The organism is Cupriavidus sp. USMAHM13, from assembly GCF_001854285.1.
GTDB classification, from domain to species: domain Bacteria; phylum Pseudomonadota; class Gammaproteobacteria; order Burkholderiales; family Burkholderiaceae; genus Cupriavidus; species Cupriavidus malaysiensis.
In genome coordinates this window covers 295,895-321,537 of record NZ_CP017751.1, presented here as the reverse complement: position 1 = coordinate 321,537, position 25,643 = coordinate 295,895, and the positions used below count along the sequence as shown (strand labels likewise).

The 25,643-nt window shown below is 70.8% G+C and carries 19 protein-coding genes; 10 read left to right on the top strand and 9 right to left on the bottom strand.

Going from position 1 to position 25,643, the window contains the following annotated elements:
• Positions 1–20 precede the first annotated feature (20 nt).
• Complete coding sequence (gene rarD / locus BKK81_RS01520) at positions 21–941, top strand: EamA family transporter RarD (protein ID WP_071010450.1); 921 nt, start codon at positions 21–23, stop codon at positions 939–941.
• 208 nt (positions 942–1,149) lie between these two features.
• Here the strand turns inward: rarD and BKK81_RS01515 are convergent, their stop codons facing one another.
• The 4 genes from BKK81_RS01515 to BKK81_RS01500 all read right to left on the bottom strand — a co-directional run bounded on the left by BKK81_RS01515 (position 1,150) and on the right by BKK81_RS01500 (position 4,573).
• Positions 1,150–2,124, bottom strand: a complete 975-nt coding sequence (locus BKK81_RS01515) for a 2-dehydropantoate 2-reductase (RefSeq protein ID WP_071010449.1) — start codon at positions 2,122–2,124, stop codon at positions 1,150–1,152.
• Positions 2,125–2,180: 56 nt separating this feature from the next.
• Complete coding sequence (locus BKK81_RS01510; protein ID WP_071010448.1) at positions 2,181–2,945, bottom strand: class II aldolase/adducin family protein; 765 nt, start codon at positions 2,943–2,945, stop codon at positions 2,181–2,183.
• 152 nt (positions 2,946–3,097) lie between these two features.
• Positions 3,098–4,069, bottom strand: a complete 972-nt coding sequence (locus tag BKK81_RS01505) for a DUF2272 domain-containing protein (RefSeq protein ID WP_071010447.1) — start codon at positions 4,067–4,069, stop codon at positions 3,098–3,100.
• A gap of 225 nt (positions 4,070–4,294) precedes the next feature.
• Positions 4,295–4,573, bottom strand: a complete 279-nt coding sequence (locus BKK81_RS01500) for an HU family DNA-binding protein (RefSeq protein WP_071010446.1) — start codon at positions 4,571–4,573, stop codon at positions 4,295–4,297.
• Between the two features lie 1,304 nt (positions 4,574–5,877).
• On the opposite strand from BKK81_RS01500, the gene BKK81_RS01495 reads away from it, so the two are divergent.
• The gene (locus tag BKK81_RS01495; protein WP_071010445.1) at positions 5,878–6,423 is read left to right on the top strand and encodes an SET domain-containing protein; all 546 of its coding nucleotides are present in this window, start codon (positions 5,878–5,880) and stop codon (positions 6,421–6,423) included.
• Between the two features lie 19 nt (positions 6,424–6,442).
• On the opposite strand, the gene BKK81_RS01490 is transcribed toward BKK81_RS01495, so the two are convergent.
• The 4 genes from BKK81_RS01490 to phhA all read right to left on the bottom strand — a co-directional run bounded on the left by BKK81_RS01490 (position 6,443) and on the right by phhA (position 10,292).
• Positions 6,443–8,017: a sensor histidine kinase gene (locus BKK81_RS01490; RefSeq protein WP_071010444.1), complete on the bottom strand. Its 1,575-nt coding sequence runs from the start codon at positions 8,015–8,017 to the stop codon at positions 6,443–6,445.
• A 20-nt stretch (positions 8,018–8,037) separates the two neighbouring features.
• Positions 8,038–8,742, bottom strand: coding sequence for a response regulator transcription factor (locus BKK81_RS01485; protein WP_071010443.1), 705 nt, complete (start codon positions 8,740–8,742; stop codon positions 8,038–8,040).
• Between the two features lie 118 nt (positions 8,743–8,860).
• Positions 8,861–9,163: a 4a-hydroxytetrahydrobiopterin dehydratase gene (locus tag BKK81_RS01480; RefSeq protein ID WP_231908010.1), complete on the bottom strand. Its 303-nt coding sequence runs from the start codon at positions 9,161–9,163 to the stop codon at positions 8,861–8,863.
• A 193-nt stretch (positions 9,164–9,356) separates the two neighbouring features.
• Positions 9,357–10,292: a phenylalanine 4-monooxygenase gene (gene phhA / locus BKK81_RS01475; RefSeq protein WP_083384178.1), complete on the bottom strand. Its 936-nt coding sequence runs from the start codon at positions 10,290–10,292 to the stop codon at positions 9,357–9,359.
• 216 nt (positions 10,293–10,508) lie between these two features.
• Between phhA and BKK81_RS01470 the strand changes: the two genes are divergently transcribed.
• From BKK81_RS01470 to BKK81_RS01445, 6 genes are all read left to right on the top strand, one after another.
• Entirely contained in the window at positions 10,509–10,982 is a 474-nt protein-coding gene (locus BKK81_RS01470) for an Lrp/AsnC family transcriptional regulator (protein ID WP_071010440.1), read from the top strand.
• Between the two features lie 87 nt (positions 10,983–11,069).
• The gene (locus BKK81_RS01465; protein WP_071010439.1) at positions 11,070–17,135 is read left to right on the top strand and encodes an MG2 domain-containing protein; all 6,066 of its coding nucleotides are present in this window, start codon (positions 11,070–11,072) and stop codon (positions 17,133–17,135) included.
• The gene (locus tag BKK81_RS01460; protein WP_071010438.1) at positions 17,132–17,833 is read left to right on the top strand and encodes a lysoplasmalogenase; all 702 of its coding nucleotides are present in this window, start codon (positions 17,132–17,134) and stop codon (positions 17,831–17,833) included. The genes BKK81_RS01465 and BKK81_RS01460 overlap by 4 nt, the downstream gene beginning before the upstream one ends.
• Positions 17,830–20,166, top strand: coding sequence for a penicillin-binding protein 1C (gene pbpC / locus BKK81_RS01455; protein ID WP_071010437.1), 2,337 nt, complete (start codon positions 17,830–17,832; stop codon positions 20,164–20,166). Before BKK81_RS01460 ends, pbpC begins: the two co-directional genes overlap by 4 nt.
• Before the next feature lie 151 nt (positions 20,167–20,317).
• Positions 20,318–21,298 (top strand): delta(1)-pyrroline-2-carboxylate reductase family protein, encoded by a 981-nt coding sequence (locus tag BKK81_RS01450; RefSeq protein ID WP_071010436.1) that lies wholly within the window; start codon positions 20,318–20,320, stop codon positions 21,296–21,298.
• Positions 21,299–21,510: 212 nt separating this feature from the next.
• Complete coding sequence (locus BKK81_RS01445; RefSeq protein ID WP_071010435.1) at positions 21,511–22,233, top strand: OmpW/AlkL family protein; 723 nt, start codon at positions 21,511–21,513, stop codon at positions 22,231–22,233.
• 83 nt (positions 22,234–22,316) lie between these two features.
• On the opposite strand, the gene BKK81_RS01440 is transcribed toward BKK81_RS01445, so the two are convergent.
• The gene (locus BKK81_RS01440; protein ID WP_071010434.1) at positions 22,317–22,517 is read right to left on the bottom strand and encodes a heavy-metal-associated domain-containing protein; all 201 of its coding nucleotides are present in this window, start codon (positions 22,515–22,517) and stop codon (positions 22,317–22,319) included.
• Positions 22,518–22,704: 187 nt separating this feature from the next.
• Between BKK81_RS01440 and BKK81_RS01435 the strand changes: the two genes are divergently transcribed.
• A complete protein-coding gene (locus BKK81_RS01435; RefSeq protein ID WP_071010433.1) occupies positions 22,705–25,176 on the top strand; it encodes a heavy metal translocating P-type ATPase in 2,472 nt (823 codons plus the stop codon).
• Positions 25,173–25,601, top strand: coding sequence for a Cu(I)-responsive transcriptional regulator (cueR, locus tag BKK81_RS01430; protein WP_071010432.1), 429 nt, complete (start codon positions 25,173–25,175; stop codon positions 25,599–25,601). Before BKK81_RS01435 ends, cueR begins: the two co-directional genes overlap by 4 nt.
• Positions 25,602–25,643 lie beyond the last annotated feature (42 nt).

Below are 25,643 nucleotides of genomic sequence, written 5' to 3'. Positions count from 1 at the left end.
GCCGATCAACCGGATCCACCATGCAAATCGGCATTCTCTACGCACTCCTGGCCTACCTGCTCTGGGGCCTGCTTCCGCTCTACATCAAGACCCTGCAGGGCATCGCTCCCCTGGAAATCCTGCTGCACCGGATGGTGTGGTCATTGGTCTTCCTCGCCCTGGTGCTCAGCTGGCGGCGCAACTGGGCCTGGCTGGGCGCGGCGCTGGGGCGGCCGCGCGTGCTCGCGGTGTTCGCGATCAGTGCGCTGCTGCTGTGCGGCAACTGGTTCACCTACATCTGGTCCGTCGACGCCGGACGCGTGGTCGACGCCAGCCTGGGCTATTTCATCAATCCGCTGGTCAGCGTGTTGCTGGGCGTGCTCTTCCTGCACGAACGGCTGCGTCCGGGCCAGTGGGCTTCGATCGGCCTGGCTGCGGCAGGGGTGGGCTGGCTGACGATCAGCGCCGGCCAGTTGCCCTGGATCGCATTGGTGCTGGCGGGCACCTTCGGCGGCTACGGCCTGCTGCGCAAGATGGCCCCGCTGGGCGCACTGGAAGGCCTGTCGCTCGAAACCCTGCTGCTGTTCCCGCTGGCCGGGCTGGCGCTGTGGTACCTGTTCCAGCACGGCCAGGCCGGCTTCGCCGGTGCCGGGACCGACATGCAGGCGCTGCTGGTGCTGGCCGGCCCGATCACGGCCGTGCCGCTGCTGCTGTTCGCCGCCGGCGCGCGGCGCATCCCGCTGTCGCTGCTGGGCCTGCTGCAGTACACCGGCCCGACGCTGCAGCTGCTGCTGGGCGTCTGGCTGTGGCATGAACCGTTCCCGCCCGCGAAGCAGGTCGGCTTCGGCATGATCTGGCTCTCGCTGGCACTGTATGCGGCCGAGGGCTTCTGGATGGCGCGTCGCTCCATGCCCCGAAAGATCCACGCCACGAATCAAGCAGTGGAAACCCAGCCGAAATAAAATTCATCCGGTGAATCAAAATGGGGCAATTGCAGAAGAATGCCCCCTCCGCTGGGCTTCTTCCCGGCGGTGGCTCAATGCAGAAAAATCAATGCGACGAATCATATACAAGAAAAGATCGATACATTGATTGATACTGCGAATTGGATGGCGGCGCGCACGGCCGGCAGCCGAGCCGGCCAGCCATCCGGCCGACCGACCCTCCGCCTCAGTACAAGCCCCGCACCTGCGCATGCAGGCGCACCAGGCCGAGCAGGGCATCCACATTGGGCGTGGCGATGCCGACGTGGCTGCCGATCTCGCGCACCGCGCCGACCAGCGCATCGATTTCCAGCGGCCTGCCGGCCTCGGCATCCTGCAGCATCGAGGTCTTGAAGGCCCCCAGCTTGCGCGTGACCCGGTTGCGCTCTTCGCCGCTCTGCGCGATCGGACAGCCGATGGCCGCGCCGATGCGGCCGGCTTCTTCCATCAGCGCCAGGCAGAAACGATTGACCAATGGGTCGTCGAGAATGCGGTCACAGGTGGCCCCGGTCAGCACCGACACCGGGTTCATGGTCATATTGCCCCACAGCTTGAACCAGATGTCCTGCTGGATGGCAGAGGATGCCTCGACCTCGAAGCCTGCCGCCGCCAGCAGTCCCGCCACCCGCTCGACGCGCGCGTCGCTCCCCCCGCCGGCAGCCCCCAGGATCAGGCGCGCGCCGAAACCGTGCCGCACCGTGCCGGGTGCCGGCGTGGAAGCGGTCAGGTGCACCACGCAGCCGAGCACCTGCCGCGCGGGAATGGCCCGGCCGATCGCGCCATCGGGATCCACCGAAGCCAGCGCAAGGCCAGAGCAGGGGCCAGGACGGGCAAAGAACCACCACGGCACGCCATTCATCGCCGTCACCACCACGGTATCGGGCCCGATCAGCGGGCCGATGCCGCTCGCCAGCGCCGGCAAGGCGGGCGCCTTGACCGCGATCACGACGATGTCCTGCACGCCCAGCCGGGCCGGATCGTCCTCGGCGCGGACGGCGTAAGCCGCCGTCTGGCCGCCCTCGATCAGGGTCAGGCCCTGCTTGCGCAAGGCCTCCAGCGTGTGCCCGCGTGCCAGCACCTGGACGGCCTGCCCGGACTTGGCCAAACGGGCGCCGATAAAACCGCCGACGGCGCCGGCCCCCACGATGCAGACCCCGCTCATGGCCGTCCGCGCCGGTCGACGGCGCTCATAGTATTCACACGAAGAATCATTGCAATCTATTCCTTGTACGATAAATCAATCGCATCAATTTCCCGGGTCAGCGCGGCAAACACGTCCTCACCGGCACCGAAGCGGGGATCGAACTGCAGGGAATCGCGCGTGCACTTGCGCCGGATGTCTTCCGACACCGGCAAGGCGGCCCCCATGGACAGCGTGGCGAGCTGGATCTCACAGGCCCGGTTGAGCAGCCAGAGCGTGCTGAAGGTGCGCGCCAGCGTATCGCCCCAGGCCAGCAGGCCGTGGTTGCGCAGGATCACCGCCGGTTTGTCGCCGATATGGCGCACCAGCCGCGGCCCCTCGTCTTCATGGACGGTGATGCCCTCGAAGGGATGGTAGGCAACCTTGTCGAACAGCTGGGCCGCGTAGAAGTTGCTCATCGACAGCCCCGCCGCCGAACAGGCCACCGCCATGCCGGCGGTGGTATGCGTGTGCATCACGCAGTGGGCGCCGGCAATGCCGGCATGGATGGCGGCATGCACCGTGAAGCCTGCCGGATTGACCGGCCAGCGGCTGTCGCCGACCACCTTGCCGGCCAGGTCGACCTTGACCAGGTTGGAAGCCTTGACCTCGGCATAGCGCAGGCCGAAGGGATTGATCAGGAAATGGGCGCCGCCGTCAGCGCCGCAGCTGGCCTCGGCGGGCAGGCGCAGCGTGATGTGGTTGTAGATCAACTCGGTCCAGCCGAGCCGGTCGAAGATGCGATAGCAGGCGGCCAGCTTGACGCGGGCTTCCCACTCGAGCGGATGGCACGATGCAGGCATGCGGGTCTCCTCGCAGCGGTGGGGAACCGGACCGCGCCCGCTCGGAACCGCGCCGGCGCGCCGTCTCCTTTCCGACACATTTAGTTAATGTGTTAATCATTATAGGGGGCGCCCGACGCCGGCGGCAAACTTGCCGCACTCCGCAGCCGGCTTCAGCGCAGGTCGTTGCGCATCACCAGCAGCCACGGCATGTGCGAGTTGGTCACGCCGTCCAGCTGACCGGAATCGCCCAGCTCGACCAGCTCCATCGACACCGACTGCTGGACATTGCCACCGATCGCCTTGACCAGCCCGGCCGCCGGATCGACCTCCACCACGATGTCGCAGTGCATGGGCGTGGTGCCGAAACCGATCTCCGCCGGGCTGCCGAGGTATTTGTCGCGCCCGCGCGCGGCACAGATGAGATCGCCGGGGCGTGGCATCGCCGGCACGGCCTCGACGTGGAACGCCGGCCGCGGCAGTACATGGTCGCGCGCATCGGTGACGTACATCGAGTGCGAGGCTCCGGTCAGGAACTGGCTATCGTCCAGGCCCGCCTTGCGCAGCACCCAGGAGATGAACACTGCCGACCACGCCCAGTTCGGCTGGGTCACCTGCTCGCAGCTCGGCTGCTTGCCGACGATGCCCCAGTAGCGCTGGGCCATGGTACAGCCCTGGGCGGTCGCCTCCACGCCGGTGCCGTCGGGAAAGTTCGGGCAATCCTCGTCGGGGCGGCTGTTCTCGGCCTCGCTGTCGGCCGAAGCCGCTTCCTCCTGGCCTTCGCCGGAGGCGGGGAAGGCGATGACCGGCGCGGGCAGGGGCGTGGCGATCACGCAGGCCGTATCGTCCCGTCCCAGGCGCACGGTCTGGCCGCCCCAGCGCCGCCACTCCTGCAGCGCGATCTCGACGATGCGCTGGCGCGGCGTGGCCCCGGGCGAGGTCACCGGCCGCTCGAGGTCCGGCAAGGGGATGGCCTGCGGGCGGGCCGGAGCAGGTGGCTCGGTACTGCAGGCCGCCAGGGCGGCCAGGGCGGCAGAGAGCACCAGCCAGCGCGCGGCTCGCTGTGGAAAATTTTGTGGAATCGCCTGTGGAGAGACTTGTGAATAAGCCTGTGCGAGCAGGCTTGGCAAGAACCGGATCGCCATTGGCCACCTCGGGGAGAAGCGTGCGGACCCGCTTGATTTGATTGACTTTACTACCGGCCTGCGCAGTCGTGCGAGCGACCTTTCCGCCCCCTGCAACAGATCCACCCGGAACGGGATAAGTCTTGTGGATAACGTCCCCGCCCGGCCCACTCCTGCGCCTTCAGGCACGGGGGTGGCGGCACGGCGGGGTCATACGATCGGGCTTCCGTCAGGGCCCGCTACCACTCACTGGTTGACGGCGTCCTTGAACTTCTGGCCGGCCTTGAACTTCACGGTCTTGGCGGCCTCGACCTTGATTTCTTCGCCGGTGCGCGGGTTGCGTGCCATGCGCTCACCGCGCTCGCCCTGGCTGAACGTACCAAAGCCGATCAGGCTGAGCGTATCGCCCTTGGCCACGGCATCCATGATGGCCGACAGGGTCACGTTCAGTGCCTGTTCTGCCTTGGCCTTGGTGAGCCCGTCCACGCCGGCGGCGATGGCGTCGATCAGTTCGGTTTTCGTCATGCTTCACTCCGTATCGAGTTGATAAAACACAGTGTCCCGGACCGTGCCGATGCCGTTGGCAGCGGCGCCGGCCCTGGCGCTGCGGGCCACATCATACCGTGTCGGGCCGAGCGCACCGGGAACAGATTGTTACAGGCACGGATACATCTCCGGCCCGGCGTATAAGGTGCGATGCGCCTGCGGCAGGTCGCGGACACCTATCCGGCCGCCAGCAGGCCCAGGATCGCGACAGGAGCTCCAGGAACGCTCCCAGGCCTGAAACGTGGCGCAGCGCCTTCCAGCCCCCTCCCAGCCCCTCCCAGACGTTCGCAGGGGCTCCACAGGCCTCCCGGGGACTCCGGCGGGCCTGTGGCAGCGTTGCAGCCTCCCGGCGGGCCTGAATGGCCTGGCGGCCGCACCTGACGCAGCACCGAATCCGCAACGCGCTGTCGGGCTATCGGCAACCTGCACTATCTTGCAGCTTCGCGACGACGCCCCCCGCCAGCTATTCACGCCGCGAATCCGCGCCGCCCCGCTCGTCCACAGATGGCACGGGAAGGTAAACGGCAGCCGGGCGGTTTACGTGAGGGAGGACGCTTGCCGCTCCGTGACCGCGCGGACGGGGCGTATACGTCGACCGCGAGCGCCGATCCGGGTTCGCCGCGCAAAGCGTATACGTCGCGCCACGTATACCCGGCGAGCCTTCACGATCCCGTTGCCTATCGAACAGGCAGGGCCGCTTGGCCGACCTCCGGGAACGGGGGCCCGTTTTTCCCTGCTGGCAGGGCGAAGCCCATCGGGTTTACATCGTTCTTTCATGTATACAGATAGTGGTAGTAGGTAAACGCCTGCCTCTTCTGTGGATAACCCGTCTTTCTCCAGGTAAATCAAGGTCTTGCGTTAACGGTAAGTGCACGGACGGCATGTTGGCCGGGGTGGATGACTCAACCATCTGGATGAGATGACGGGAGCGCGGACTCCGACTTATGCCTGAGCCATCCCCATGCGAACCCCAGCCGCCCCACATGCAATGCGCGTGCTTATCCACAGAAATGGCCCGGTTTATCCACCGCGAGGGGCGGGGTGCGTGTGCGTTTTCCGTACGTTTACCCTGGGTGAGGTATGCGCCGCCGCGTAGCCGGGCGGTGTACGGCGTATACGGTGTGCGGGGGGGGGGCAGCGGACGGCTCGACGTATACGTGGTGTGTCGGTAGCACCGGTAGCCCCGGGGATGCTGTCGTCACCACGGCCGGTTATCATCGCGATCGCGCCGGAGGGCTGGCGCAGGCGCGCCCGGCAAGGGGCGGGAAGGCATGGGAAGGCAAATGGTGGACGAGTCGAAACCGGAACAGCAGGATCAGCAGGGCCAACAGGCGGCGCAGGCCAAGGGGGACAAGCCTGGCAAGGCCCGCAAGGATGCGCGCGACCGCATCGAGGTGCGCCAGTCGGGGGTGCACGGCAAGGGTGTCTACGCGATCGCGCCGATCGCGGCGGGCGAGCGCGTGATCCAGTACAAGGGCGAGCGCATTTCGTGGAAGGAGGCCCTCAAACGCCACCCGCACGATCCCGAGGATCCCAATCACACCTTCTATTTCAGCCTGGAAGGCGGTGACGTGATCGACGCCAAGTTCGGCGGCAATCGCGCGCGCTGGATCAACCACGCCTGCGAGCCCAATTGCGAGGCGCGCGAGAAGAAAGGCAAGGTGCATATCTATGCACTGCGCGACCTGGCGGCGGGCGAGGAGCTGTTCTACGACTACGGCCTGGTGATCGATGCGCGCTACACGAAGAAGCTGAAGGCCGAATACGCCTGCCGCTGCGGCAGCCCCGAGTGCCGGGGCACCATGCTGGCGCCGAAGAACAAGAAGTAAGGGGCGGGCGCGGCCGGTCTCAGGCCGTGCCGGGGGCTTCGCAGGGCACGCGGATGACGAAACGCATCGCCGGCGTGCCGTCGGTCTCGGCCGCAGGCACGTCTTCGATGCGGATGGTGCCCTGATGCAGGGTCACGATTTCGTGGACGATGGCCAGGCCCAGGCCGGCACCGCCCGGCGCTGCGCCTGGCGTGGTCGTGGCCGGGCCATGGTCGCCGCGGAAGAAGCGCTTGAACACTTCTTCGCGCCGCGCCGGCGCGATGCCCGGACCGTCGTCTTCGATCATCACCACCGCCATGCCGCGGTGGCCCAGGGTCTCGCCGCCGGCGCGCACCGTGATGCGCCCGCCCGGCGGCACATACTTGACCGCGTTGTCGAGCAGGTTGCTGAGCGCTTCGCGCATCAGCAGGCGATTGCCGCGCACCACCGAGGGCGCGGTGCCGGTGAAGGTCGGGCCGGGCAGGGTCTCGAAGCCCAGGTCGATATGGCGTGCCAGGGCCTGCGGCACCCATTCGGCGCCGGTTTCGAAGGCCATCTCGGCCAGGTCGAAGTACTCGACCGGACCGAGCCGCTCCAGCGACAGGCCCGGCTCGGCGCGCGCCAGGGACAGCAGCTGGTTGGACAGGCGCACCGCGCGGTCCGAGGAGATCTGCAGTTCACGCAGCGCATGGCGCGCTACCTCCAGGCTGTCGGCCGACATGGCGCGGTCGGCGTGCAGCTTGACCGCGGTCAGCGGTGTGCGCAACTGGTGCGCCGCATCGGCGATGAACTTGCGCTGCGCATCGAGCGCGTCGCGCAGCCGCGACAGCAGCGCGTTGAGGGCGCGAATCAGCGGCTCGACCTCGGCCGGCACCTGGGTTTCGTCCAGCGCCGCCAGCGAGCGCGCAGTCTGCCGGTTGAGCTTGTCGGTCAGCAGCTGCAGCGGCACCAGCTCTTCCTTGAGCACGTGCGACAGGATCAGGCTGCCCACCAGCAGCAGCAGGATCAGCGGCACCGACACCGACAGCAGGATCTCGTTGGCGGCCGCCTCGCGCCGGTCCAGCAGCTCGGCCACCTCCACCACGATGGGCCCGCGCGGCGGCTTGCCCTGCACGCTGGTGGCGAACTCGTCGGCGGCGGCGCTGGGCAGGTTGACCGGCAGGCGCACCGCGCGCACCTGACGGCCGCTGAACCAGGCATAGAACAGCCGGGCATCGTGCAGCGTGGTCTGGCCGGTGCCGTAGCCCAGCCAGGTGTCCATGCCGCCGATCAGTCCGTCGGGGCCGTGGATGCGCCAGTAGATGCGGTCGCTGCCTTCGGCCTCGACCAGCGTCTGGGCGATCATGGGGATGTCCTGCTCGAGCCGCGGGCCGGCGATGCGGATCTGCTGGGCGATATTGTTGGCCACGCCGTAGAGCGCGCGGTCGAACACCTGGGTGGTGTAGTGGGCGGCCAGCCAGTAGGAGAGCGAGCCGCTGGTCAGCACCAGGGCGAACAGCGGCGTGGCCAGCTCGCGCAGCAGGTGGACCCGCAGGCTTTGCGAGGAGGCCGGCCGGGCCGCTGGCGCGCTCCCTTCGGCGGGGGCGCTGGGACCTGGCCTGGAACGCAGCCACATGGTGGAACGGCGCGGGGCGCTTACTGGCCCGCGCGGATCTGCAGCAGGTAGCCGAAGCCGCGCACGGTGACGATCTCCACGTCGCTTTCCTCGAGCTTCTTGCGCACGCGGTGCACATAGACTTCGATGGCGGTGTCGCCCACCGTATCGCCGCCTTCGCCGGCGGGATGGGCGAAGGTGGCCAGGTGGTCCTGCAGCTGCGCCTTGCTGACCACGCGCCCCTGGCGCTGCAGCAGCAGTTCCAGCACGGCGAACTCGCGCGGCGACAGTTCCAGCGGCTTGCCGTCGATGAACATGCGGCGGTCGTTGCCCGACAGGCGCAGGCTGCCCAGGCGCACGTCGCGCTCGGGCGCGGCTTCGCCGTGCTGGCTGCGGCGCAGCAGCACGCGCACGCGCGCTTCCAGTTCGGGCAGCGCGAAGGGCTTGACCAGGTAGTCGTCGGCGCCGGCGTTGAGGCCGGACAGCTTGTCTTCCAGCTCGTCGCGCGCGGTCAGGATGATGACGGGGGTGGTGCGGTTGCGGGCGCGGTAGCGCGCCAGCAGGGTCATGCCGTCGATGCCGGGCAGGCCCAGGTCCAGGATGACCAGGTCATGCTGTTCGCGCATCAGGTGTTCGGTGGCATAGACGCCATCGTGCACCACGCGCACCTGGTGGCCGGCCTGGGACAGGCCGGCTTCGACGCCACTGGCGATCTGGCGGTCGTCCTCGATCAGCAGGATACGCATAACGGCAGGGGGAAAAGCGGGAAAGGGGATGGATACGGCTGCTGGCTGCAGATTGTACAGGGCGCCGGCCCGGCCCGCCGCGAATTCCCCCGCGCCCCCGCTGGCGGCGCGGCAGCGCTCAGCGCTGGCCCAGCGAGGCCGCGGCCTGCTCGATGAAGCGGGCCAGGTTGATATCGCGCATGGTCAGGCCGTTGGCGTCATGGGTGGACAGGGTGATGTCGACCCGGTTGTAGACGTTGAACCACTCCGGGTGGTGGTCGGCCTTCTCGGCGGCCAGCGCCACGCGCGTCATGAAGGCGAAGGCGGCGTTGAAGTCGGCGAAGGTGAATAGCTTGCGGATGGCGTCGCGGTCAGGCACGGCGGTCCAGCCGGGCAGCGTGGCCAGCAGCGGGGCGCGTTCCTGCTGGGAGAGGGCGGTCAGGGTGGTCATAGCGATCTCGATCGGGGAAGGGCGACACAAAGGGCGACACGGCTGCGCGGCGCGATGAGGCGCGCAGCGATCGCGTCAGGGGCGGAACGGGGCATGCCGGCCCGTCCGCGCGCCGCCGTGGCGGCACCCGGGCGCATGCCGGCATTGTTTCACAAAGTGAGGCAAGGGGCCGGGCCCCGCCGGCTCAAACGTCGTCGCTGTCGCTCCAGCCCTCGCGGGTGCCGGCATTGAGCACGAGGTCGCCCTCGGCCACATCGCCCGCGCCCAGCGTGGGCAGCGCGCGCAGCGACTCGTAGAGCGGCGCGAAGTCGGGACGGGTGGCGTCGAACAGCTGTTCGAAGCTGTCGATGACGAAGTAGGTCTTCTGGAAGGTGTCGATGCGGTAGCGCGTGCGCATGATGCGCCGCACATCGAAGCCGATGCGGTTGGGGCTGGCCGAGTCCAGGCTGTAGAGGGACTCGCCCTGGCTGGACAGGATGCCGGCGCCGTAGATGCGCAGGCCCGCGTCGGTGCGGATCAGGCCGAACTCCACCGTGTACCAGTACAGGCGCGCCAGCATGTCGAGCGCGTTCAGCGAGGCCGCCTTGAGGCCGCCCTTGCCGTAGGCTTCCATGTAGTCGGCGAAGACCGGGTTGATCAGCAGCGGCACGTGGCCGAAGACGTCGTGGAAGCAGTCGGGCTCCTGCAGGTAGTCGAGCTGCTCGGGCTTGCGCATCCACCAGCTGGCGGGGAAGCGGCGGTTGGCCAGGTGTTCGAAGAAGACGTGGTCCGGCACCAGGCCGGGCACCGCCACCACCTGCCAGCCGGTGGCGTGCATCAGCGTCTCGTTGAGCTGCTCGAAGTCGGGCACGCGGTCCTTGCCCATGCCCAGGGTCGACAGGCCTTGCAGGAACTCGTCGCAGACCCGGCCGCGCAGCATCGAGGCCTGGCGCTCGTAGAGCTTGCGCCACACCGCGTGGTCGCTCTCGGTATAGCGGTGCACCGGCTGGGCGATGGTGAAGTCGGGGCGCAGTTCCTGGCCCGACAACAGGCCGGCGTCGAACTGTTCCTTGAGCTTGTCGGTCAGGGTGCCCTGGAAGCCGGCGGGGGTGCCGGCCTGGCTGGCGGCGGTGCTTTGCATGTCCATACGGTGTGTCTCCGCGCGGCGTCGCGCGCATGGGCAGCGGCGATCGGATATCCGCTGCGGATTATCTGCACAGTCTAGCCATCCACCCGCGAAATTTGCCCGCAAATTCGGCTTGGAATCGCTTTGTGGTGCGCGTAATATGCGCACCACAAGATAATGATGCGGAAATCCCGCATTGCACCGCCGGCCCTGCCTCGGGAGCCCTTCGCCATGGTTTCGCTCGATCCCTACGACCTCGCCCTGCTGGCCGCGCTGCAGGCCGACGGCCGCTCCACCCACCAGCAGCTGGCCGAGCGCGTGCACCTGTCGCCCAGCCAGGTCGGACGGCGCCTGGCCCGCCTGGAGGCCGACGGCGTCATCACCGGCTACCGGGTGGCCCTGGCGCCGGCGAAGCTGGGCCTGGGTGTCCTGGTCTTCGTCAGCGTCAAGCTGGCCCACCACGGCGATGCCATCATCGAGCGCTTCCGCGAGGACATCCTGCTGCTGGAGGAGGTGCAGGAGTGCTACTCGGTGGCGGGCGAGGCCGACTACCTGCTGCGCGTGGTGGTGGCCGACCTGCCCACGCTGGCCGAATTCACCATGAAGAAGCTGATGCGCGTGACCGGGGTGGAGAGCGTGCGCTCGAACATCGTGCTGACCGCGCTGAAGCAGGACGGGCCGCTGCCGCTGTCGCAACTGCGCTGAAGTGCGACGTGGCGTATGCGCCACGGGCTTGCGCTCGCCGCGGCCGCATGTCACCCTCGCCGCATGCCAACAGGGGAGAAGGCACAGATGCGGGAGAACATCGCTCGGGCTGTCCGTCGGGCCGTCCACGGAGCCGGCCGGCAGTGCCGGGAAGCCGGCGCGGCGCTCGCCCTGCTGTTGGCGGCGGCGCTGGCGGGGCCGCTCGCCGGCCCGGTGCAGGCGGCCCAGGTGGCGCGCCTGTCTCCCGAGGGGGTGGTGCCGCAGGTGCGCCAGGTGGCGATCCGTTTCGACGAGGATATGGTGCCGCTGGGCGACCTGCAGGCGGCCGCGCCCGCCAGCGTGTCGTGCAGCGGTGGTGCCGACGCCGGCGGCCAGCCGCGCTGGGTCGATGCGCGCAACTGGGTGTTCGATTTCCCCCAGGACCTGGCGCCGGGCGTGCACTGCACCGTGCGCATCGCTGCCGGCCTCGCCAGCGTCGCCGGCAAGGCTTTCTCCGGCAAGCGCGAATACCGCTTCGAGACCGGCGGCCCGGCGGTGTTGTCGAGTCGGCCGGCAGGTGGCGAGATCGAGGAAGACCAGGTCTTCGCGCTGCGCTTCAACGGTGCCGCCTCCGCCGCCTCGCTGCGCGAGCATGCCTGGTGCCAGGCACAGGGGCTGGGCGAGCGCATCCCGGTGCGGCTGCTGGAGGGCAAGGAGCGCGATGCCGTGCTCGACGCGATCCGCTGGAAGCGCTATGCGCAGGCCGACGGCACCGTGCACCTGCTGGCCTGCCAGCAGCGCCTGCCTTCCGGTGCGCGCATGCAACTGGTGCTGGGTGCCGGCATCGCCACGCCCGGCGGCGTGGCCACGCGCGAGGATCGCCGCTTCGACTACACCGTGCGCGAGCCGTTCACGGCCGGTTTCAGCTGCGAACGCGAACGGGCCCAGGCGCCTTGCACACCGCTGCGCCCGCTCACGCTCAGCTTCTCGGCCCCGGTGCCGCGCAAGGCGGCCGAGCACATCGTGCTGAAGACGCCGTCCGGCCCGCGCGCGCCGCAGTTCGACGCCGACCTCGCGCCCGGCGCGAGCGTGAGCCGGCTGAGCTTCCCCGCGCTGCTGCCCGAGCGCGCCAGCCTGACCCTCGAGGTGCCGCGCGAGCTGCGCGACGAGAGCGGGCGCGCGCTGTCCAATGCCGACCTGTTCCCGCTCAGGGTCGAGACCGCCGCCATGCCGCCGCTGGCCAAGTTCGCCGCGGCGCCGTTCGGCGTGGTGGAGCGCTTCGGCGAAGTGCCCAAGGGCAAGGCCCCGGCCGACTACCCGCCGCTGCTGCCGCTGACCGTGCGCAATGTCGAGGCCGATCTCGCGCTCAAGGGCCTGCGCGCGCAGGCCGGCACCCTGAGCCGGCTCAAGGTCGACGAGGATGGCGCGGTGCTGCGCTGGCTGGGCCTGGTGCGCCGCCTGCACGAGTCCAGCTGGACGCGCGGCGAGCTCGACGCCATCCTGGCCGGGCGCTCGCCGTCGGCCGTCGCCAACCCGCGCAACGCGCCGCAGATCGAGACGCGCAGCGTGTCGCTGCTGGCGCGCGCGCCGGGTGCGCGCCAGCTGGCGCTGCCGCTGGGGGACGGCAAGGACAAGCGGCCCTTCGAAGTGGTCGGCGTACCGCTGCCCGAAGCGGGCTTCCATGTGGTCGAGGTAGCCTCGCCGGCACTGGGCGAGGCGCTGCTGGGCCGCTCCGCGCCGATGTACGTGCGCACCGCCGTGCTGGTGACCAACCTGGGCGTGCATTTCAAGCTGGCGCGCGGCGATGGCGCCGGCAGGCTGAGCGGCCTGGCCTGGGTGACCGCGCTCGACGATGGCAAGCCGGTGGCCGACGCGGTGCTGGCGCTGCGCGACTGCAGCGGCCGGCTGCTGGCGCAGGGCCGCAGCGGCGCGGACGGGGTGGCGCGCTTCGCCGCCTTCGACGACGTGCGCGAGCGCCAGTGCGACGACACCGGCCTGTCGGGCTACTTCGTCTCGGCGCGCATCGGCGCCGATCATCCGCAGGCGCGCGGCCAGGCCGACATGGCCTTCGTCATGTCCGACTGGAACCGCGGCATCGAGAGCTGGCGCTTCAACGTGCCGACCGATACCAGCGCCGCGCCGACCGTGCGTGCGCACACCATCTTCGACCGCACCCTGCTGCGCGTCGGCGAGACCGTGTCGATGAAGCACCTGATCCGCATCGAGACCGCGCAGGGCTTCGGCCTGCCGGGCGCGGGCCAGGCGCTGCCGGCCAAGGTGGTGATGCGCCACGTCGGCAGCGACCAGACCTACGAACTGCCGCTGCAGTGGCGCGCCACCGCCAGCGGCGGGCGCAGCGCCGAAAGCAGCTTCCAGATCCCGCCCGAGGCCAAGCTCGGCAGCTACGACGTGGAACTGGTGACGCGCCGTGGCGAAGGCCAGCAGGCGCAGGAAGACAGCCTCTCCAGCGGCAGCTTCCGCGTCGAGGCCTTCCGCCTGCCGGTGCTGGCCGGCACGCTGAAGGCGGGCACGGCCGCGCCGGTGGTGGCGCCGGCCGAGCTGCCGGTCGACGTCGAGGTCCACTACGTCGCCGGCGGTGCCGCCGCCGGCCTGCCGGTACGCGTGTCGGCGCTGCTGCGCGACAAGGCGGTGTTCTTCCCCGACTACGATGACTACTCCTTCGCCGCGCCGCGCGCGCGCCAGGAGTCGGCGGGCGGCGACGAGGACGTGGAGGAGGGCGAATCCGCGCCGCGCGACGACGGCCAGAAGCTGGTGGCCGACAAGCTGCCGCTGGCGCTGGACAAGAGCGGTGCCGGCAAGGTCACGGTGCGCAAGCTGCCGGCGCTGGATGCGCCGCGCGACCTGCTGCTGGAAGCGGGCTTCGCCGATCCCAACGGCGAGCTGCAGACGCTGCGCCAGACCGTGCCGCTGTGGCCGGCCGCGGTGGTGGCGGGCATCCGCACCGAGGGCTGGGCTTCGGTCAAGCAGAAGATCGTGGTGCATGGCCTGGTGCTCGATACCGCCGGCAGGCCGCAGGCCGGCGTGCCGGTGCAGGTCCAGGCCCGCGCGCGCATCGTCACCTCGGCGCGCAAGCGCGTGGTGGGCGGCTTCTACCGCTACGACAACAGCAGCGAAAGCCGCGATCTCGGCACCGTGTGCGAGGGCCGCAGCGATGCGCAGGGGCGGGTACGCTGCGAGGTGGCGCTGGCGCAGGCCGGCCAGATCGAGCTGGTGGCCAGCGCGCGCGACAATGCCGGACGCAGTTCGCGTGCGGCCACCACGGTGTGGGTGACGCGCCAGGGCGAGCTGTGGTTCGGCGGCGAAGACCATGACCGCATCGACCTGCTGCCCGAGAAGAAGTCCTACGCAGCCGGCGAAACCGCCGTGTTCCAGGCGCGCATGCCGTTCCGCCACGCCACCGCGCTGGTCTCGGTGGAACGCGAGGGTGTGCTGCAGACCAGCGTGGTCGAGCTCGACGGTAAGGACCCGACCGTGCGGCTCAAGGTCAAGCCCGAGTGGGGGCCCAACGTCTACGTTTCAGTGCTCGCCGTGCGCGGCCGCCTGCGCGAGGTTCCCTGGTATTCCTTCTTCACCTGGGGCTGGCGCCAGCCGCTCGAATGGTGGCGCGCCTTCCGCGACGAGGGCGGCGCATGGAGCGCGCCGACGCCGCTGGTGGACCTGTCCAAGCCGGCCTTCCGCCTGGGCCTGGCCGAGATCCGCGTCGGCAGCGAGGCGCACCGGCTCGATGTCAAGGTCAGCACCGACCGGGCCAGCTACCCGGTGCGCGGCAAGGCGCAGGTGACGGTACAGGTCACGCTGCCCGACGGCCGTCCCGCCGCCGGCGGCGAGGTGGCGCTCGCCGCGGTCGACGAGGCACTGCTGGAGCTGATGCCCAACCGCAGCTGGGACGTTCTCGACGCCATGCTGCAGCGGCGCGGCTATGGCGTGGAGACCGCCACCGCGCAGATGGAGATCATCGGCCGCCGCCACTATGGCCGCAAGGCGGTGCCGGCGGGCGGCGGCGGCGGCAAGAGCCCGACGCGCGAGCTGTTCGACACCCTGCTGCTGTGGAACCCGCGCGTGACGCTCGACAGCGCCGGCAAGGCCACGCTGACGGTGCCGCTGAACGACTCGCTGACGCGCTTCCGCGTCGTCGCCGTGGCCGACCAGGGCGTGGGCCGCTTCGGCAGCGGCAGCGCCACCATCGCGGCCACGCAGGACCTGCAGCTGATCGCCGGCCTGCCGCAGCTGGTGCGCGAAGGCGACCGCTACCGCGCCATGTTCACGCTGCGCAATACCACCGCACGCGCGATGACGGTGGTGGCCACGGCGCGCGCCAGCCTGCCGGGCCAGCAGCAGGCGCTGCCGCCGCAGACGGTGCGGCTGGCCGCCGGCGCCGCGCAGGAGATCGGCTGGCAGGTGACGGTGCCCGACTTCCTGGCCGATGCGCGCAGCGCCAGCCTGCAGTGGGAGGTACAGGCCGGCGAACAGGGCGGTGGCGGCGCCGCCGATCGCATCAAGTTGTCGCAGCAGGTGGTGCCGGCGGTGCCGGTCACCGTGCAGCAGGCCACCCTGGGCCAGCTTGCGCCGAGCCTGTCCGTGCCGGTGCGCGCGCCGGCCGGCGCGCTCGCCGAGCCGGGCAGCCAGCGGCCGCGCGGCGGCCTGCAGGTGGCGCTGCAGTCGTCGCTGGCGGGCGGCATGCCCGGCGTGCGCGAGTGGTTCCGCGCCTATCCCTTCAGCTGCCTGGAGCAGCGTGCCTCGCAGGCGATCGGGCTGGGCGATGCGGCGGCGTGGAATGCGCTGATGGCGCAGTTGCCGACCTATCTCGACCGCGACGGGCTGGCCGCCTACTTCCCCCTGCGCGACGACGGCGAGAGCGGCAGCGAAGTGCTGAGCGCCTACCTGCTGTCGATCGCCGACGAGGCGGCGCGCGCCGGCTTGCCGCTGCGCTTGCCGCAGGCGCAGCGCGAGCAGATGGAGCGCGGCCTGGCCGCCTTCGTCGAAGGACGCATCCAGCGCCAGCGCTGGGCCCCGACGCAGGACCTGGAGCTGCGCAAGCTGGCCGCCGTCGAGGCGCTCTCGCGCAGCGGCCACGCGCAGCCGCGCATGCTCGATTCGATCCAGCTCCAGCCCGCGCAGTGGCCGACCTCGGCGCTGCTCGACTGGATCGCGGTGCTCACGCGCCTGCCCGACATCCCGCAGCGCGCGGCGCGGCTCGAGCAGGCGCAGCAACTGCTGCGCGCGCGCCTCACGGTGCAGGGCACGCGGCTGGCGTTCTCGACCGAGTCGGGCGACCACCTGTGGTGGCTGATGCAGGGCGCCGACAGCAATGCCGCGCGGCTGCTCGCGCTGGCCACCGAGCTGCCCGGCTGGAAGGACGACGCGCCGCGTCTCGCGGCCGGCCTGCTGGGGCGGCAGGTACGCGGCGCCTGGGACACCACCACCGCCAACGCCTGGGGCACGCTGGCCATCGCGCGCTTCGCGCAGGCTTTCGAGCACGGTGCGGTGACGGGCAGCACCCGCATCGCGCTGGACGGCGGCGGTGAGGCCGGGCGCAGCTTCGACTGGGCGCGCGCCACGCGTGGCGAGGGCCAGGACTTGGCGCGCGGCAGCGTGATGTTGCCGTGGCCGGCGGCGGCGGCCGACGGGGTGCCCGCCACGCTGCGCCTCGAGCATGGCGGCGGCGGCCGGCCATGGGCGACGGTGCGCGCGCTGGCGGCGGTGCCGCTGCGCGAGCCGCTCGCGGCGGGCTACCGTATCCGCCGCACGCTCACGGCAGTGGAGCAGGCGGTGCCCGGCAAGTGGTCGCGCGGCGATGTGTACCGGGTCAAGCTGGAGTTCGATGCGCAGGCCGACATGAGCTGGGTGGTGGTCAGCGACCCGCTGCCGGCGGGCGCCACCATCCTCGGCAGCGGCCTGGGGCGGGACTCGGAGGTCGCCACACGGGGCGAGCAGCGCCGCGGCGCCTGGCCGGCCTTTACCGAGCGTACGCCGCAGGCCTACCGTGAGTACTACGCCTATGTGCCGAAGGGGACGGCTTCGGTGGAGTACACGGTGCGGCTGAACAACGCAGGTGAGTTCGCCCTGCCGCCGACGCGCGTCGAAGCCATGTATGCACCCGATGTGTTCGGCGCGGTGCCGAACGCCAAACTGCTGGTGGGGGAACGGCCGTGAGCTGGCTGGCGATGAGAATACCCGCGCGCGTGCGCGAATGGTGGATGGCCGGTGCGCTGGCCGGGGTGATCTACGGCGGCCTGCTGGTCAGCGCCGCGATGGAACTGCCGGAGGGCGCGCCGCTGGCCGGCCAGATCGCGCTGCAGCCGGCCTGGAAGACCGCCATGGCGCTGATGCTGGCGCGCGCGGCCTGGTTCCACCAGCCGCGCCGCGAGCGCCGCTGGCTGGTGGCGGCGCTGCTGTGCTCGGCGCTGGGCGACTTCCTGCTGTGCCTGCCGGGCCTGCCGCACTACTTCGTCGGCGGCCTCGGCGCCTTCCTGCTGGCGCACCTGGCCTACATCGTGCTGCTGCTGCCGCTGGCCGGCGACTGGCGCGCGCCGCGCCTGGTCGGCTGCGGCCTCGTGGTGGGCGCGGCGGGCACGCTGCTGGGGCGCTTCTGGCCCAACCTCGGCACGCTGACCGTGCCGGTGGCGGTCTATGTGTGCGCGCTGGCGGCGATGGCGTGCACGGCGCTGGTGGCGCGCCTGCCCACGCCGCTGGCGGCGCTGGGCGCGCTCTGCTTCGCCGCGTCGGACGCGATGATCGGCATGGCGCGCTTCCTCTCCCCGTTCGACAGCTACCAGCTCGGTATCTGGTGGACCTACGCGGCGGCGCAGGTGCTGCTGGTGGCGGGCGTGACCGCCGGGCGGGACGGATGACGCGGATGGTGCCGCCGCGGCGCGCGCTGGCCGCCGCCTGCCTGCTGGCAGGCGTGCTGGCGGCGCGGATGGCGCATGCGGTGCCCGGCTTCGACGCGGTCAAGGCCGGCTGGCGCAGCGCCGACGTGGTCGTGCTCGACCGTCATGGCGAAACGCTGGCGCGCGTGCGCGAGGACTTCCAGGCGCGCCGCGGCGACTGGGTCGCGCTGGAGGAGATCTCGCCGGCCATGCGCCATGCCATCGTGCTGTCCGAGGACCGCCGCTTCTACGCCCACAGCGGCATCGACTGGCAAGGCGTGGCCGCCGCCGCCTGGGCCAATCTGTGGAACACGCGCACACGCGGTGCCTCGACGCTGACCATGCAGCTGGCCGGCCTGCTCGACGACAACCTGCGCCGCCCGGGCGGCCAGCGCAGCCTCGCGCAGAAGCTCGACCAGGCCGCGGCCGCGGCCGCCCTGGAGCGTGGCTGGAGCAAGGCGCAGATCCTCGAGGCCTACCTCAACCTGGTGCCGCTGCGCGGCGAACTGGTGGGCGTGGCGGCGCTGTCGCAGGCGCTGTTCGGCAAGGTGCCGGGCGGGCTCGATGCGCGCGAGTCGGCGCTGGCCGTGGCGCTGGTGCGCGCGCCGAATGCGCCGGCGCGGCGCGTGGCGCAGCGCGCCTGCGGCATCCTGCGCGAGATGGGGCGGGCACAGGAATGCGCCGGCCTGGAGGGCTTCGCCCAACTGGTGTTGCTGCGCGGTGCGCGGGCGCCGGCCGGTGCGGCCAGTCTGGACGGTATGGACGGGATGGGCGGGATGGATGACAAGGCCGCGCGTGCCGCGCTGGCACCGCACCTGGCGCGCGCCGCGCTGGCACAGGCGCGCGCCGTGGCGCCGCGCTCCGCGCTGCCGGCGCGCCTGGCCACCACCGCCGATGCCGGCCTGCAGCGCGTGGCGCAGGCCAGCCTGCAGCGTCACCTGCACGAGCTGGCGGGGCGGCAGGTGGAGGACGGCGCCGTGGTGGTGCTCGACAACGCCAGCGGCGACGTGCTCGCCTATGTGGGTTCTTCCGGCGCGCTGTCGTCGGCGGCACAGGTCGACCATGCCGCCGCGCTGCGCCAGGCGGGGTCCACCCTCAAACCCTTCCTCTACGAGCAGGCGCTCGAGGAGAAGCGGCTGACCGCCGCCTCGCTGCTGGACGACCGCCCGGTCAACCTGCCCACCGGCGGGGGCCTCTACGTGCCGCAGAACTACGACCGCCGCTATGCCGGCTGGGTCAGCATGCGCGCGGCGCTGGCCTCGTCGCTGAACGTGCCGGCGGTACGCACGCTGGTGATGGTGAGCCCGCACCGCTTCCGTCAGCGCCTGGTGGCGCTCGGCCTGCCGCTCAGCGAGGCCGGCGACTACTACGGCTACAGCCTGGCGCTGGGCAGCGCGGACGTGCCGCTGCTGGCCTTGACCAACGCCTACCGCGCGCTGGCCAACGGCGGCCGCTACGGACCGGTGCGGATGCGCCTGGAGGCCGCTCCCGGCAAGCTGCGCCAGGTGATGTCGCCGGCGGGCAGCTACGTGGTCGCCGACGTGCTGTCCGACCGCCATGCGCGCGCGCGTACCTTCGGTCTCGACAGCCCGCTGACCACGCGCTACTGGAGCGCGGTCAAGACCGGCACCAGCAAGGACATGCGCGACAACTGGTGCATCGGCTGGTCCGAGCGCTACACGGTGGGCGTATGGGTGGGCAATGCGAGCGGCGCGAGCATGCACGAGGTATCGGGCGTGTCGGGTGCCGCGCCGGTCTGGCACGAGGTGATGGACACCCTGCACCGCAGCCTGCCGAGCGCGCCGCCAGCGCCCCCGGCCGGCGTGCAGCGGGTGGCGCTGCGTTTCGACGGCGACCTCGAGCCGGCGCGCGAGGAGGTGTTCCTGGCAGGCACGGCGCTGACATGGGTACGCGTCGCCGGCGCGGCTGGTGAAGCCGTCGATGGGGGCGCAGGCGGGCCGAAGCAGCGGGGCCGGCCGGCGGCGAGCGCGCGCGTCGGGGTCGATGCCGGCGTGGTGGCCATCGCCAGCCCGGCCGACGGCACCATCTTCGCGCTGGATCCCGATATCCCGCCGGCCGCGCAGCGCGTGTGGCTGCGCGCGGAAGCAGCCGGCGGCGCGCCCGCGCGCGGGGTCGGCTGGCGCCTGGACGGCCAGCTGCTGGCGCGTGGCGCCGAGGTGGCCTGGCTGCCTTGGCCGGGGCGCCATCAGTTCGAGCTGGTCTCGGCCGACGGGCGCGTGCTCGACCGCGTCGGCGTCGAGGTGCGCGGGGCCGTGGCGCGCACGCCGGCGCCTGCCGGGCGGCCGGGCGGCTGAATGTGCTTCGGCGGCGGCCTGCCTGCTGGCAGCCTGTGTGCGGCATCGCCGATAATCGCGGCTCGACCCCGCGCGGCGCCGGCATCACCCTGGCGACCGCCGTTTTCCCTGTTTTCCCTGTCTTCCTTTTCCTGCCATCGCGAGGCCCGTCATGTCATTCGCCGTTCTCGATGCCGCCAGCACCGCGGCGCGCCTGCCATATCCCGCACTGGCGCGCGCCATCGCCGCCATGCTGGCCGAACTGCGCGCCGGCACGGCCAAGGCGCCGCCCCGCATCGCCTTGCCGGTGGGCGACGCCGAGGCAGGCGCCGGCACGCTGCTGGTGATGCCCGCCTGCAATGCGGAGCTGGTGATGACCAAGAACATCACCGTCCATCCGGACAACCCGCGCCGCGGCCTGCCCAATATCCTGGGCGAGGTGGTGGTGGCGCGGGCCGGCACCGGCGAGCGGATCGCCCTGCTGGACGGCCCGACCGTCACGGGCCGCCGCACCGCGGCCGTGTCGCTGCTGGCAGCCCAGTCCTTCGCCGCGCGCCCGGATGGCGAACTGCTGATCGTCGGCGCGGGCGTGCAGGCCTTGACGCACCTCGAGGCCTTCGTGGCCGGCCTGCCGGTGCGGCGCGTATGGGTGCACTCGCGCACACGGGACAAGGCGCAGGCGCTGGTGGCGCACGCGCGCACGCTGGGTGTCGAGGCCGAGGTGGCGGACGCGGTGGCGACGGTGCTGCCGCGCGTGTCGATGGTGGTCACGGTGACGTCCAGCCTCAGCCCGGTGCTGCCGGATCTCGATGGCGGCCTGTGGCGCGATGAGCATTTCGTGGCCGCGGTGGGGGCCTTCCGGCCCGAGATGTGCGAGCTGCCCGCGCGCCTCTGCCTGGCGGCGCAGCAGGCCGGGCGGCTGCTGGCCGATACCCTGTTCGGCATCGAGGAAGAAGCCGGCGACCTGCTGCAAGCCGGCGTCGACTGGGCGCGCGTGCAGCCGTTCGAAAGCGCGGTCCTCGAGGCCGAGGCGATCCGTGCGCGCGCCGGCAGTCCGCTGGTCTTCAAGAGCGTCGGTTATGCGCTGTGGGACCTCGCGGCCTGCGTGCTCGCCAGCCAGCAGGACGCGGCGGATTCGACCGTGGCAAATTAGTCACAGTTTGGGATCCATCTGTACGGATAGCCGGGGAGTTCTTGATGGTTAACCCTCGGTTTAGGTGAGTTCTTCTATGATTCCCAGCAGGGTTTGAAACAGTCATACGATTTCTGACGAGATAATGCACGCTCGCGGTAACGCGGAAATTCAGCAGGATTCAGCAGAAATTCAGAACAAGAAATCGGAAATCGGAAGACGGAGTGCGAGGAATGAGTTTTCAGTACAAGAAGATGCTGATCGCGGGCGCTGCCATGCTGCTGGCCGGTGCTGCGCAGGCACAATCCGCGGGTAGCAATATCGTCAGCCTGGGCTGGTTCCGGGTCATGCCGACGGGATCGGCGGATCCGCTCACACTGGACAGCGTCAACGGCGTGCCGTTCGGCCAGCCCCAGCCAGGCACCGGCGCCAAGGTGGAGTCGGCCGATACGCTGGGCCTCGCCTTCACGCATTTCTTTACCGACAACATCGCGGGCGAGATCGTCGCCGGCATCCCGCCCAAGCATGACATCACCGGCCAGGGCTCGTTCGCCCAGTACGGCAAGCTCGGCTCGGTGCGGCAGTGGAGCCCGGCGGTGCTGGTGCAGTACCACTTCTTCGATGCCACCACCAAGCTCCGCCCCTATGTCGGCATCGGCGTGAACTACACGTGGTTCACCGCTGCCCAGGTGACCAACCAGTCCTTCGTGACCGGCACCTACGGCCCCGGGGCTTCCATTAGCGCGAGCGCCAAGTCGTCGTGGAACCCGGTCTTCAACATCGGCGCCAACTACGCCATCACCGACAAGTGGTTCGTGGGTCTCTCCGTGTCCTACTTGCCGCTGTCGACCACCGCCACCTTCACCACCCAGCGCGGTCCGGTGACCATCGTGTCGCATACCAAGATCAAGCTGGATCCGGTCGTGACCTACCTGAACGTCGGCTATCGCTTCTGACTTCCGTCTTCGGACGCGGCCCGACGCCACGCAACGGAAAAAGCGCCCCGCGGGGCGCTTTTTTTCTTGCCTGCGATGTGGGATCAGGCCACCGACTTGACCGGATAGCCGGCCGTCTCGATGGCCTGGCGCAGCGCCAGCACATCGGCCTGGCTTTCCACGCGGACGGCCTGGGCGGCCACGTCGGCCGACACCTGCGCGGCCGGATCGACGGCCTGCACCGCGCGCGTGATGGCGCCGACGCAATGGCCGCAGGACATGCCTTCTACCTGGAACTGGATCATCTGATTTCTCCTGGAGGGATGAAAGGGTGACTGGATGATGGGATCGCGATGATGCTAGTCTGGACCTTCCCATCGTGGGAAGCGCAAGCGTTGCATGCGCCGCATGGCGTGCCCGCCAGCCTTGACCTTCCCATCATGGTAACGTCCATGCTACGTCCATCGCCCATTGCGGAACCGACGGTCCATCATGTCCAGCGCCTCTTCCTCCCTGTCCCCCTCTGAATGGCGCCTGCCGATCGAAGGCATGACCTGCGCCTCCTGCGTGCGCCGTGTCGAGAACGCGCTGGCCAAGGTGCCCGGCGTGCACGACGTGGCCATCAACCTGGCGACCGAGCAGGCCACCTTGCACGCCGACGACGGCAGCGTGCTGCCGGCGGCCGCGCGCGCGGTCGAGCAGGCCGGTTATGCGGTGCCGCACGAGGAGATCGAGCTCGACGTCAGCGAGATGAGCTGCGCTTCCTGCGTGGGCCGGGTGGAGCGCGCATTGCGCGCCGTGCCCGGCGTGCTGGAGGCCCAGGTCAACCTGGCCACCGAGCGCGCCAGCGTGACGGTGCTGCGCGGCACCGCCGATGCGGACACGCTGGTGCAGGCGGTGGCGCGGGCCGGCTATGGCGCCGTGCCGCACGGCGGCCGGCCGGCCGCGGGCGAGGCGCGTCCGGCCTTCTGGGACGGTCCCTGGCCGGTGGCGCTGTCGGCCGCGCTGTCGCTGCCGCTGGTGGCGCCGATGGTGCTCGAATGGTTCGGTGTGCACTGGATGCTGCCCGGCGCGGTGCAATGGCTGCTGGCCACGCCGGTGCAGTTCGTGTTCGGCTGGCGCTTCTACAAGGCCGGCGCCAAGGCGGTGCGGGCCGGTACCGGCAATATGGACCTGCTGGTCGCGCTGGGCACCTCGGCGGCCTATGGCTTGTCGCTGTGGCAGATGCTGGCCGCGCCGGCCGATGCCATGCCGCACCTGTACTTCGAGAGCGCCGCCGTGGTCATCACGCTGGTGCGGCTGGGCAAGTGGCTGGAGGCGCGCGCCAAGCGCCAGACCGCCGACGCCATCCGTGCGCTGGCGGCGCTGCGGCCCGATACGGCGCGCGTGCGCCGTGATGGGGTCGAGAGTACCTTGCCGCTCGCCGCCGTGCGCGTCGGCGACGAGGTGGTGGTGCGTCCGGGCGAGCGCATCCCGGTCGATGCGGTGGTGATCGAAGGCCGCAGCCATGCCGACGAGTCGATGCTGACCGGCGAAAGCCTGCCGGTGCCGAAGCAGCCCGGCGATCGCCTGACCGGCGGCGCCATCAACTCGGAGGGCTTGCTGGTGGCGCGCACCGAGGCGATCGGTGCCGAGACCGTGCTGGCGCGCATCATCCGCATGGTCGAGCACGCCCAGGCCGCCAAGGCGCCGATCCAGCGCCTGGTCGACCAGGTCAGCGCGGTGTTCGTGCCGGTGGTGCTGGGGCTGGCGCTGCTGACGCTGCTGGGCTGGGGCCTCGTCGGCAGTGACTGGCAGGCGGGCCTGATCAACGCCGTGGCGGTGATGGTGATCGCCTGCCCGTGTGCGCTGGGACTGGCGACGCCGGCGGCGATCATGGCCGGCACCGGGGCCGGCGCACGCGCCGGCATCCTGATCAAGGACGCCGAGGCGCTCGAAGTGGCGCACCGCGTCAAGGTGGTGGCCTTCGACAAGACCGGCACGCTGACGGTGGGCCGGCCGCGTGTGGTGGCGTTGCGCGCGGCCGCAGGGCAGGACGCGCAGGCCGAGACGGCGCTGCTGGCGCGGCTGGCCGCGCTGCAGGCCGGCAGCGAGCATCCGCTGGCCCATGCGGTGCTGGCCGCGGCGCAGGCACGCGGGTTGGCCGTGGTGCCGGCCGACGAACTGCGCGCGCTGCCGGGGCAGGGCGTGGCCGGCAGCGTGGATGGTGTGGCGCTGCGGCTCGGCAGCGAAGGCCTGCGTGCAGCGATGGGCGCGCCGGCCGGCGCGCTGGAGGCCGATGCCGAGGCGCTGCGCGCGGCGGGGCGCACCGTCTCGTGGCTGCTGCAGGCCGAGCCGCCGCGTGTGCTCGGCCTGGTGGGCTTCGGCGACGAGATCAAGCCCGGCGCGCCGGCGGCGATCGCGCGGCTGCGCGCGGCCGGCATCCGCACGGTGATGCTGACCGGCGACAACCGCGGCGCGGCCGCGCAGGTGGGCCGCGCGCTGGGGCTGGACGAGGTGCAGGCGGAGGTGCTGCCGCAGGACAAGGCGGAGCGCGTGGCCGCGCTCGGGCGCGACGGCATCGTGGTGGCGATGGTCGGCGACGGCATCAACGATGCGCCGGCGCTGGCGGCCGCCAGCGTGGGCATCGCCATGTCCACCGGTACCGATGTCGCCATGCAGGCGGCCGGCATCACGCTGATGCGCGGCGACCCGTCGCTGGTGGCCGACGCGCTGTCGATCTCGCACCGTACCGTGGGCAAGATCCGGCAGAACCTGTTCTGGGCGTTCATCTACAACGTGGTCGGCATCCCGCTGGCGATGGCCGGCCTGCTCAACCCCATGCTGGCCGGCGCGGCCATGGCCTTCTCCAGCGTCAGCGTGGTCAGCAACGCGCTGCTGCTGCGGCGCTGGCGCCCGGCGCCGCCCGCCGCCACGCGGCCCGCTTCCGCCGGCCAGTCCGTTCCCGCGCAGGAGGCAGCATGAACATCGGCGAAGCGGCGCAGGCCTCGGGGGTCTCCGCCAAGATGATCCGGCACTACGAAGCGATCGGCCTGCTCGATGCCGCGCCGCGCAGCGACGGCGGCTACCGCCGCTACGACGAACGCGCGGTCCATACCTTGCGTTTCGTCCGGCGTGCCCGTAACCTCGGTTTCTCGCTGGACGAGATCCGCGGCCTGCTGTCGCTGTGGCACGACCGCGCGCGGGCCAGCGCAGACGTCAAGGCGCTGACGCTCAGGCATGTGGCGGAACTCGACCAGCGCATCGCCGAACTGCAGTCGATGCGGGACACGCTGGACCGGCTGGCGCAGGCCTGCAGCGGCGACGACCGCCCGGACTGCCCGATCCTGGCCGACATGGCCTGCGGCATGGAGCGTGACGGGGCCGGGCAGGCGGGGTGCTGCGGCTGAGACCGCTCGCCGGCGCTATGCAGGTGGTACGCCGACGCAGGT